Source organism: Blautia sp. AM23-13AC (genome assembly GCF_003435675.1).
Lineage (GTDB): Bacteria > Bacillota > Clostridia > Lachnospirales > Lachnospiraceae > Fusicatenibacter > Fusicatenibacter saccharivorans.
Genome location: NZ_QTUL01000013.1, coordinates 75622 through 86586 on the forward strand (window position 1 = coordinate 75622; position 10965 = coordinate 86586).

Annotated in this window: 8 protein-coding genes and 3 pseudogenes; all 11 read right to left on the bottom strand. The window is 46.1% G+C overall.

All coding sequences use genetic code 11. The features are described from left to right. Positions 1-117 precede the first annotated feature (117 nt). Complete coding sequence (locus DW642_RS13005; RefSeq protein WP_117510436.1) at positions 118-1827, bottom strand: lysozyme family protein; 1710 nt, start codon at positions 1825-1827, stop codon at positions 118-120. Positions 1828-1854: 27 nt separating this feature from the next. Next, on the bottom strand, positions 1855-2202 hold the full coding sequence (locus tag DW642_RS13010; RefSeq protein ID WP_117510437.1) for a hypothetical protein: 348 nt from the start codon (positions 2200-2202) through the stop codon (positions 1855-1857). 30 nt (positions 2203-2232) lie between these two features. Then, positions 2233-3033 (bottom strand): DUF6674 family protein, encoded by an 801-nt coding sequence (locus DW642_RS13015; protein WP_117510438.1) that lies wholly within the window; start codon positions 3031-3033, stop codon positions 2233-2235. 71 nt (positions 3034-3104) lie between these two features. Beyond that, a pseudogene (locus DW642_RS13020) lies at positions 3105-3362 on the bottom strand (VirB4-like conjugal transfer ATPase, CD1110 family); the annotation flags it as partial. Positions 3363-3478: 116 nt separating this feature from the next. Beyond that, complete coding sequence (gene ltrA / locus DW642_RS13025; RefSeq protein ID WP_117510439.1) at positions 3479-5272, bottom strand: group II intron reverse transcriptase/maturase; 1794 nt, start codon at positions 5270-5272, stop codon at positions 3479-3481. 531 nt (positions 5273-5803) lie between these two features. Further along, positions 5804-7876 (bottom strand): annotated as a pseudogene (locus DW642_RS13030) (VirB4-like conjugal transfer ATPase, CD1110 family); the annotation flags it as partial. Further along, complete coding sequence (locus DW642_RS13035; RefSeq protein ID WP_117510440.1) at positions 7869-8315, bottom strand: PrgI family protein; 447 nt, start codon at positions 8313-8315, stop codon at positions 7869-7871. The pseudogene DW642_RS13030 and the gene DW642_RS13035, both read right to left, overlap by 8 nt. Before the next feature lie 6 nt (positions 8316-8321). Then, the gene (locus DW642_RS13040; protein ID WP_117510441.1) at positions 8322-8786 is read right to left on the bottom strand and encodes a DUF4313 domain-containing protein; all 465 of its coding nucleotides are present in this window, start codon (positions 8784-8786) and stop codon (positions 8322-8324) included. A gap of 14 nt (positions 8787-8800) precedes the next feature. Continuing rightward, positions 8801-9640: a hypothetical protein gene (locus DW642_RS13045; protein WP_044961796.1), complete on the bottom strand. Its 840-nt coding sequence runs from the start codon at positions 9638-9640 to the stop codon at positions 8801-8803. A 63-nt stretch (positions 9641-9703) separates the two neighbouring features. Continuing rightward, positions 9704-10072 carry a glutamyl-tRNA amidotransferase gene (locus DW642_RS13050; protein ID WP_182397032.1) on the bottom strand — a complete coding sequence of 123 codons (369 nt, stop codon included), beginning with the start codon at positions 10070-10072 and terminating at the stop codon, positions 9704-9706. Positions 10073-10080: 8 nt separating this feature from the next. After that, positions 10081-10920 (bottom strand): annotated as a pseudogene (locus tag DW642_RS13055) (VirD4-like conjugal transfer protein, CD1115 family); the annotation flags it as partial. Positions 10921-10965: the final 45 nt, after the last annotated feature.

Consider the following 10965-nt stretch of genomic DNA (forward strand, 5'->3'; position numbering starts at 1 on the left):
CAATCTCCTGATTGTACTTTTCGTATTCATTAACAGGCAGGACATCAGCCCTGCCTTCCTTTACATTATAACATTGTTTCTCGACTCCCACAATGCAATCCATTTGATTTTTACTTTTTAATAAGCTACCAGCCCATACCCCAGAATCGACTGGGAATTCACCGTATAGCTGTTCTGCTTTACCGCATCTCCGCTGTTTCCCTCAATCGTATGTACCGTAGTTCCATCGCAGCTTTCCACGATTCCTACATGGTCACTGGCTCCGTCATGATCCCAATCAAAAAAAATAATCATGCCGGGACTTGGTGCACTTCCTGCACCCTGCCATCTCCCTTGTGTCTGAAACCAGTCCACGCCTGCAGCACAAAGAGCAAACTTTGGTACCGCTCCTTTCTGAATCAACCCTGCCTGATCAGCACACCAGCTGACAAAGCACGCACACCATTCCTCCCGACTGGTAAATCCATACCATGACCAGAACTTCTGACCGCCTTCATTTCCAAGCTGACTTTTCGCAATGGTGACAAGCTGTCCGTTTCCAAAGAGTCCGGTAAACCAACCACCGCCGGAATAATACCGCATCACATGAGGCACATACTCCGGATCACCATAACCCGACCAGCCATGGGCGACTGCCTGCTCCTGGGAAAACTGAAGCGCATTGGCTTCACTGTAACCGCCAAATTTTTCCAACGCCCACGATATATATCCATTCCCATAATTATAACCCTGCCAACTGAGTTTCAGCTTGTCCATATCCTGTGGGCTTTGGCATCCGGCTTCCCGGACGCAATCTGCATAATATTGTATCCCCACCTTGATGGAATAGTCAGCATCCTGAATCGCACCGGGAGTATTGGGATACTGGGTGTTATAAGGACACTCACTGGCCTGCATGGGATCTGTTCCCCTGCCCCCGCTCTCCTGCATCATAATGGCTTGGATTGCCGGAACATATTCCGGGATGCCAAATTCACTGGCATACTTTTGAATGGCGGGCGTATGCGCCAACACTTCCGCACTCAAAGCCTCACTACTCTGGGAATTCCCCAAAAAGGCTGCACCCCCAATAATCCCCACAATCAGAATCAGAACGACAAACACTGCGCCTCCACCTGCCATCAGAGCCGCAAATGCTGCTTTTACTGCATGAGCGGCGGCTTCTGCCATGGCTTTCAATCCTCTTCCGGTTGCCTTTGCAGTCTTTGCACTTTGCTTGGCAGTCTGAACCGAGTGCATGGCAGCCCGTTTCGCTTCCCTGGCTGCTTTCATAGATTTCAGTGCTTGCTTTTTCTGTAAGACTGCCTGGGTTTTCACTTTCTGGGAAGAAACCGGAGAGGCTTTCACCACACGGGGCGCTGTTTTTACCGTCCGATTTCCAGCTTCCTTGATTGTTTTCTCGGCTTCCGGCTTAACCTTAATGCTTCTTATGGCTTCTGTTCGCCCTTTCTTTGCCATTGTCTGCCCTGCCTGGGTAGATGTGCCACCTCTTGCTTTTTCCTCTCCCAACGGGGTTGTCGTGGCTTCTCTCTGCTTTTGTTTTTGCGCCTTTACCTTCTCATAGGTTTTCACCGCCAGCCTCTTACCGCCACGATAGGCTGCCGAAGCACTTTCCCTTCCTATGCGCTGTTCCACACGCTGGATGCGGTTTCCGGCATATTCCACCGGGGATTCCTCCCCCGTTTCTCTTCCGATCTTATCTGCCATGATGCTGGACTTCTCTTTTGCTTCCAGCATCGCAGAACGTACCAGTTCCTTTGGAAGCCGGGAGGCAGGATTACGGATCTTTGGACTTTGATCCCGCACTTTTTCTTTGATTTCTTTCAATCACACACCTCCCATCTTTTGTACTTTCTAACGTTCCCTTCCTCGCTTTTTTGATTTCTTCTGCTGGCTCTCCAGCTGTTCCAGTTCCTTTACCGCTTCCTGCACTAGCGGATGATTGGCATAATAGGGAACATAGGATAGTAACTCTTTTCCCTTCTCCCCGGTCACCAATGGATATTCTCCCTCGTTATACAGCGGATCGTCTGCATGGTGGAGGGAAAACTCCAAAGACGGGAGCATCTGAGGGGAACGTTTGCAAAATCTCTGGTAATGCCGGAAGGCTTCTTTTAAAGATGTACATTCGATACATTCCCCCATCCCATGGAACTCCCCGCACTCCGCTGCAAGAAACGTAATGGTTGTTTTTTCTTTCATGGATTTCACCTCCCTTTGAAAAACTTCTCTTTATCGAACCGCAGACTTCTGTTTTTCTTCTTTACCAAACTTCAAAGGGTGTTGTTCCTGTCTCAGTTTCTGCAGGGTATCCTTCACAGACGGTTGTTTTCCTTCTCTTGCTTCCAGCTTCCCTATCTGCTGTTGCAATCGCTCCGTTTTCTGTTCCAACTGATGGATACTCCGCATGGATTGGAATAACACCTTCTGGGTTTGAAAGATTATTCCCTGTTCCGGATTTCGCTCTGTGATTTTTGCGGTATCTTTTCCGTTCATTTCCAAAAATGCGTTTTTCAGATGCCCTTTGGCAACATGCAGTTCTTCCGCCATGCTCCCCAGACGGTCAATCTTCTGATCCATCGACAGCATCACCGTATGCAGAGACGATTGGATTTTTTGCAAGCCTTGGGTAAGGTGCATTCCCTTTACCGCACAGGCAAGGGCATCTTTCCCCTTTTCTTTAAAATCAACTACTGCCTGTTCTGCCCGTTCCACAAACTTTCGTTTCCATTCTCCCACCTGAAAACGAAGTGTTTTCACCTGATGTTCTGCCTTCTGGATTGTATTCACCGCAAAGAGTTTGACCTTACTTTCCTGCATCACACCCAGTTGCTTTTTCACCTCTCCCAATTCCTTTAGGACAGTTCCCAGCTGCATTTCCATGGAATCAATATAATCTGCCATACAAAGTACATCCCTTTTTTCCTGCTCCATCCCCTGCTGTTCCAATAGCTCCAGCAATGCCCGGATACTGCCCTGCTCCCGAAGCGGTTCTCTCGTTTCCTGGATTTCCACTGTTTGTCCTTCTTCCATTTACATTCCCTCCTTCCCAAAAAGATGCTGCCAAAGAAATTTCAACAGCACCCTAAAAAATATCTTTTCGACTAACACTCTCCCGGTTTCGTTGTCATCAAGCGGTACAGCTTCGTATTCTTGGGAAAGCTGTTCTCAAATGGCACCAGATTTCCGGAACACCGGATCAATCCCTTTCCTGCGCCTACATTGGTGATGTAGGATAACTGGTTCTCGGAAATATTCAAAAGGGAGGCCAGTTCGTCCCGGTCTGTGGTTGCCTGATTCAAAAGGATCAAAAACTCACTGTTTGCCAACATCAGTCTTGCAGTATCCGATTTTAAAAGTTCGTAGGGTAGGGCAAAGGCGCCTTATTGCATAGGCAACAGGTTTCCTACACCCTCCCTCGGAACCGGACTTACACGTCTCCATGTATCCGGCTCCCCATTAGTAATTTACATATCGCTTATTTATGAATTCTTCTGTGGCAATCACTACAAACCACTAGCGTTTTTCTACGCTTAGATTTCATAGCCAGTTCCCAATCAGAATTACCCAATTCGTTTAAATTTCTTACTACATGCGCTTCATATAAATCTGCATGCTTTTTCCCACATAATTCACAAACGCCAGCATTTAACCTTTGTCTGATTGTGGATTTCCAATTAAATTTTGTTCTTTGGAACACAATGTCACTAGCCTCGCCTCTTTTGCAATCAGCGATTTTTACAGGTCGCACTCTTTTTGTTCCGTCTTTAGTTTCATAAGGAACAGACCATGTTTTTCCGTCCTTGTACTGTCTGATGATTTTGTGAATTGTAGATTTATGCTTATTAGCTATCGTTTTCAGACAGCTATATTCCATTAAATAACAGAAATAATCAAGGGTATGATAATCAACCGCTAAATTATAATAATTCAGCAATCCTCTCATTTCCGCATTGTACTGTTCTACAATTTCACTATCAGACTGATTTAAAAGTGCTGTCCTGTGGACTGGTTTAAATCTGCCATCTTCTGTCTGAATAATGGCTTTCTTTGCAAACATGAATTTCTCTATCTTTTCCGTATGAGGAATTGTAAGAGCAACTTTGAGGTGTAAAGAACGTGACTTACGCCACTTTCCGTTTTTCGTCTTATAGCCCTTTATTTCCTGACTTCTTCTGACACAAATATCATATCCTAAGAAGCGTACTTTTTCGGAGCTATGCGTTATCAGCGTTTTTTCTTCACTAAGCGTTAGTTTCAGCTCATTATTCAGATATTCCGCTATTTCCGCTTTAAGAGCAATACACTCTTCCTTTGTTCCACACACTCCCACCAGCCAATCATCTGCATAACGAACAAACGTAAATTTCTTGTTAGTCTGTGGGTGGCATGGTATCTTATGGATTTCCTTTTTCAGATGTTTATATCGGTCAATTAATTCTTGTCTTTCATTAACATCTTTTGTATGGTCTATCCAATAAGATATTTTCTTCATCTCATTATCCATTTCTCTGTATTCGGGTGTTTTTCGCTCTTCCGCTTTTCTTGGCTTATCAAATATTTTCTTGATTTTCTCAAACTTTTGGTCTAATTCATTCAGATAGATATTTGCAAGTATAGGAGAACAAATACCGCCTTGCGGAGTACCGCTGTACGTTTTATTGTATTTCCAATTCTCCACATATCCCGCTTTCAGAAACTGACGGATAATGTTCAAAAATTTGCTGTCTTTGATTTTTCTTGCAAGTATATCAATCAATATTTCATGGTTGATATTATCAAAACAACCTGTTATATCGCCCTCTATAAACCATACAACTCCTGTGAAGTCAGAGGAAATCTGACGTAGGGCTGTATGACAACTCCTATTTGGTCTAAAACCGTGGGAATGGTCGTGAAAGACTGGTTCATAGATTGCTTCCAGTATCATTCTGACAGCTTCCTGCAAAAGTTTGTCCCTAAAGGACGGTATTCCCAATGGACGCTTTTTCCCATTTTTCTTCGGGATATATTCACGTCTTACAGGATTCGTCCTATAAGTTCCGTTCTGTAAATCCTGGATTAGTTTCTTAATATATAATTCACTAAATCCGTCTGCGGTATCGTCATCAATACCTTTTGTTGTTGCACCTCTGTTTGCATAGAGTTTTTGATAGGCGGCGTAATAAATATCTTCACGCAGCAAATATCTGTAAAGTCTTGTGAATACGCCGTCTTTGTGTTCTTTAGAACTTTTTGCGATACGCTCTAAAATCTCTGATGTTGGTTTCATTGAGGTTTCTCCTCCCTTTCATTCTTACAATTTTAGATGTTACTAACTAGCTCCCTTCGCCATGTGGACGCCATTAACGCCCTCGGACTACTACGGAGCTTCCGTTACCATATCAGACAAATGAGTCTGACTTAGGCAATCCCCAGTTAACACTGTGTATAGGTTTGTGAAGATTGTCGGACCTGCTTTCGGTTCTTTGTGACGTGTTCTCACGCCTGTTCCATATCATGATGATAGTTGTCTTACCGTCGAAGATGATAAAACAGTGTTATGGCATGGGTTTCAAGGCTTATTCCCATATCTGCAAAAAACAGAAACTCGAACCTCACATTCGATAAATACAATCTAGTCCTCATATCTTCTTATCATTGGAGTGCAGTCGCACCTAAAGCCTTTTGGTGACTAACCCCTTTCTCACCATGCGATGTTCCCGTATGGTGTTTCCACCAAGTCGGTAAGGTGAGTTGATTCGCTCACTATCGTAAGCGGTAGCACCTACGCTACTTTACACAATGCCCTATCTGGGCGCACCTCCACGTTCTGCGTTAAACCTGTCACAAATCCCTGGTATTTACGGATTCTCTTGTAGAGCCGGTAGAAAAAGTCAGCACTGTATTGATACCGGAACAAGAGATAAAACTCATCGGCAAAGATCCAGGTGGTCTTTCCCTTCTTCCAGTTCTGGATTACCCGATTGAAAATACTGTCCAAGGTAACCAGCATCCCAAGAGGCATGAGCTGCTCTCCCAGTTCCCGGATATCATAGGCAATGATACGGTTCTTCGTATCCACATTGGTTTTCTGTGCAAAGGTATTCAGGCTTCCGTTGATAAACAGTTCCGAAGACAAGGCAAGCCCTCTGGCCTCTTCTTCCGGCTGGAGCATGAGCTGGCGGTACAGATCCTTCAAGGTCGGCACTTCGCTTTTATAACCGCTTCGGATATATTCCCGGTACACATCTGCGGTACAGCGGTCCAGGATGGATTTCTCCTTGGCAGACAGATTTCCTGCCCCTACTAACTGCTCAAACAAAGACAGGATAAATTCCGACTTTTCAATCAGCGGATTCTTATCATTTCCATAGGCAGAATCCATATCCAATGCATTCAGATGGGTATGGGACGTTGCAGAAATGGAAATGACTTCCCCATTCAGCGCTTCCACCAAGGAACCGAATTCTGACTCCGGATCTAAGATGAGGATGTCATCTTCCGTAGACAAGGCAAGGTCCACAATCTCTTCTTTTGCTGAGAAACTCTTTCCCGAACCGCTGACACCCAGACGGAAAGAATTTCCGTTCAGAAGTTTCCTCCGATCTGCCACCAGCATATTTTTGCTCACCGCATTCTGCCCATAGTAAATACCACCCGGCTGCATGATCTCCTGGGTATGGAACGGGATCAATACTGCAGTGGACTCTGTGGTCAAGGTTCGCAGGGCATTGATCTTTCGGATGCCATAAGGCAGTACCGTATTCAAGCCATCCACTTGCTGCCACTTCAAAGTTGCCATCTGGCACAAATGCTTTCTTGCCACGGATAAGATGCTTTCCGTATCCGAATCCAACTGTTTCTTGCTGTCTGCCATATGCACCATGGTAAGGATGCCGAACATCATCCGCTGATCCCTGGTGGTCAGGTCATCCAGCATCTCTTTGGTCTCTTTTCTCTGCAGTTCCATGTCATAGGGCACAATGGCAGAAAAGTTATTATTGGCATTCTGGCGTCTCTGCCAGTTGGTCACATTCGTTTCCACGCCCAGAAGTCTGTTCTGGATTTCCCTTACCGCCTCATCGGTTGGCACCGGGAGGATGTCAATGGACAGCATCAAATCTCGGCTCAAATCACATAATTCCGAAATCATGTCATCTTTCACATAACTGGCATAATCCTGCATATACAGCACCCGCCCGTACCGCTCGTTGATCTTGAAACAGTCTTTGGAAAATTCCATGGACTGGGGACAAATCCAGTCTTTGAAACTGCTCCCCCGTTTGGCAAATGCCTTCATATCAAAGGGAAAACACTGGGGCTGATCTGCCTGAAAGAAATCCCGGAAGATCTGCAGGCGCTGTTCCGCATCCAGTTCTTCCCCAATAGAGGACAGCTTGCTCAGATGGGTGATGATATCCGTTCCCACACGGGCGAAATAGGTTCTTGCCTCATCAATGTTCTTCTTATGGACACTGACCGTCAGATACCGTTCCTGATAAATGCTGTTGTTGGTGCCGCTGACCTTGGATAACAGCATTTCGTTGTATTCCTTCCGGTATGTATCCAGCCCGTCCTCTTTCATCGGCAACAGCAGGGAGGCTTCAAACTCTTCCTTATTGATTCTTCTGTTGTTCAGGGTGATCTTGGCAGATGCGCCGGAATCCAAAGCATTTAACAACTCGCTGTAATCTAAGAACATTTCCGTTTTATCTTCTTTGCTTGCAATGGCATAGTTGATATCCGAAAACCGAAAAGATTTGGAAAATTTCGTCCCGGACTGGAACACCCCATCCGGCCAGATCCGCTGGATGGGAATCGCCTGCTGAACAGACCTTGGGACTTTGAACTTCTCCCGGTCCATTTTTAATGCCTGCTGTAAGGTTTTAATCAAACGCACCACTCCTTCCTGCCTTCTTTTTCTGCTTCATCTGTTTTTTCCTTGCCCGCTGTTCCCGCTTTTTCAAAAGAACAGCGCCATCTCCCCTGGTCTTTTCTCCAAGACTCATAGTCTCTTCCATGCAGGCATGGTACAGATCCTCGCTTTGAAACAGCAATCGCTTGGGGTATAAAAATTCGGACTTGATATATGCCCAGGCAAACTGCTCTGCATTCATGCCATGATACTGGAAGAACCCACAGGCTGCGAAAGGGGCAGCACCAAGAATACACAGCCACCCGGTCATTTCCTGCCCCACATAGTCTCCCAGACCAAAATAAATCCCTACTGCCACAAGAATGGCAAGCAGGGAAAAGATGCACTGTCGCAGGTTCAGTCCCATAAACATGGACTCCTGATAGTTGCGGATTTCTTTATTCATTTTTACTTCCATATATTTTTATCTCTCTCTTTCTCTTTTCTTTTTGCCTGTAAGTTTCCCTTGGTCTTTTTCCGGCTCTTTTGGCACATCCAGTCCCCATTGTCTGCAATATTCTTCCACTCCTTCCCGGTCATACTGGGCAAGCCTTGAAAGGTCAAACGACACCGGAGTGTAGGTAGCAAAGCCTGACCGGGCCTGTCCCGGCAGTCTGTTTCCCAGCCTGTTCTTTTCGATGAATGCCAGCTTGTCCTTTGTAAAATCACCACTTATAAATGCCTCTTGGGGTTCCAGACTATATCCTCCCGGAAGATTTACCGTCAGATCATCAAACAATTCCAACTCCCCTTCTTCCTGGCAATACATCAAAATCGCAAGTCCGTTTCCGTAAGCATAGCTGGATACCTTCAAAGTAATTTCTTCCTGCCCGTATTCCCAAGGGAATGGCAAAGTCTTTCTATCGTTTCTATTTTTCTTCTCATTCATGGTTTTACTTCCTCCTATAATCCCATCATTTCTTTCACAATCCGGTCGGATGCTTTTACCGCCCCAACCAGTACCAATAAGTTAAACACCAACTCTCCGATATAATTCCACACAATGGTCACCGCACTTAAAGAGGTGTCCCCTACTGCCGGCGGACTGGCAGCATATACGGAAAAGATAATGCAGGCCAGTGCAATGATCGCCCCTTCCAGACACACTCCCGCATAGGACTTGATAAAGTTCTTTCCCACCGACTGGGAGGGTTCTCCCGCAAAAGTGGAAATGGGGATGGGTGCAATGGCAGTGTACATATACAGCTTGAACATCCTTCCATATACGGTAAGGATCATAATGAAGGACAGTACCGTAATCAAAAGACTTCCCAGCAAGGTCACAATCCACAAGGGAATGGATTCCAGCATTCCCACCGCTTCAATCTTTTCCACGATCTCTGCCGGAAGTTCTGTCACACCCCCGTTTGTCATGCCCGACTGTGCCATGATGGTGGACACAATCCCCTGCACAATGGAAAACAGCGCTGTCATCAGTTCCATGCCATACATAATGGCGCCTTGTGCCAGAGCAAACCGGATAAAGGCTTTGAGGGCATGCTCCGGCTTCTTCATATCCGTAAAGCTGCCACAGGTCTTGACAATCCCGGCAGCAAAAAACAAGACTAACAGCCCATAACCAATGGCGGTCAGCGCTCCGTTGATTCCAGTGATGACACTCCAAATATCTCCCCCCTTAAAAGATTCCGGGCTTTGGGTAAGCAGTGTCCAGATTTCTGCCAGCTTCTCATTCCAGGTGTTCAGTGCAGAGTTTAGGTTCTGCACGATCCAGTTATCACTCAAACAGCTTCACCTCCTTTGCCGGGGCAGGAAGAATCTCTCCCCGCCCCTTTCCATTTCTTCCTGCTACCCAACGATCAGGTCCAGGATTTCTTTTGCGAAAGTGATGATGACGCCGCCTGCCAGCGTCAGAAACCCGTTGGCTCTCTGGCTGGGATCGTGGCTCTTTAGGCTCAAGCCTACCTGTACCACACCAAATCCCAATAAGATCAGACCGATGGCCCGGATCAGGGAAAAGATAAAGGTGGACAGGTTATTAATAACCGCCAGCGGATCTCCGGCAGCAAGCACCGGCATTGCCCCTACGGTCATAGACAGCACCAGCGCCACATAAAAGGCAAAGGGATATTTTGACCCTTTTCCCATCCGTTTCGGTACAATGGCATGGCTTCCTGTTTGATTCTTTGGCATTTCATTTGTTTTCTTCAATGGCATTCCTCCAATCAAAAAGACTGCTCCCCTCCGAGGATCTCCTCAGCTGAGAGCAGTTCATAATCATCCAGTCTCCTGGTATCAATGGTTACATCTTCATGGGACAGCGGTGCTTTCGCATAATCATATGGAGGCGCACCGCCATCCTCGGTATATTTCACATTCACATGCTTATGCAAATCGTATTTCTCATCCAAAATGGGATGCTCCCCACGCACCAGCAGCACCGCTTTCCGGTTATCCAAAAGTCGCACTTCATCCGGGGTAAGAAGTTCTCTTCCAGACTGTTGGAAATTCACAGAATAACTTCCGCTTCTCCCCTTGGTCTGCCCGTAGGTATTGGTATCCAACGTTTCTTTTCCCAGTAGTTCTGAGACATATTTATGCCCCTCTTTTTCATTCCCGCCCAGGTATAAAAATTCATCGCAATTCCCTATGAGACTTTCCCAGCTGTCCTTAAACAAGGCTTTCATCTGGGCGATGTTCTGAATGATGATACTGCAGGAAATTGCGCGCGACCGCATGGTTGCCAGCAGCTTATCGAAGTCATCGGGCAATGCCACGTTGGGCCACTCATCCATGATGCAGTGTACCGGAATGGGCAGTTTCCCATGGTATTTCCGGTCTGCCACATAGTAAAGGGTCTGGAACAGGTTACTGTAGATCATGCCCACCAGATAGTTGAGACTGGTATCTGCATCCGGAATACAGCAAAACAGCGCCACCTTTTTCTCCCCGATGCTGTAAAGATCCAGTTCATCGGTACAGGTCAGATTGGCGATCTGTTTTAAATTGAACGCAGCCAGACGGACGCCTACGGAGATCAGGATCGACTTTGCGGTCTTTCCAGAGACAAATTGTCAAGGACTTTTTCATCAAATTCAAAAAGAAGTCAC

Bases quoted from the DNA above. Each gene is read 5' to 3' on its own strand.
- DW642_RS13035 (WP_117510440.1), bottom strand. From the start codon at position 8,315: ATGGAAGTAAAAATGAATAAAGAAATCCGCAACTATCAGGAGTCCATG.
- DW642_RS13015 (WP_117510438.1), bottom strand. From the start codon at position 3,033: ATGGAAGAAGGACAAACAGTGGAAATCCAGGAAACGAGAGAACCGCTT.
- DW642_RS13010 (WP_117510437.1), bottom strand. From the start codon at position 2,202: ATGAAAGAAAAAACAACCATTACGTTTCTTGCAGCGGAGTGCGGGGAG.
- DW642_RS13050 (WP_182397032.1), bottom strand. From the start codon at position 10,072: ATGCCATTGAAGAAAACAAATGAAATGCCAAAGAATCAAACAGGAAGC.
- ltrA (WP_117510439.1), bottom strand. From the start codon at position 5,272: ATGAAACCAACATCAGAGATTTTAGAGCGTATCGCAAAAAGTTCTAAA.
- DW642_RS13040 (WP_117510441.1), bottom strand. From the start codon at position 8,786: ATGAATGAGAAGAAAAATAGAAACGATAGAAAGACTTTGCCATTCCCT.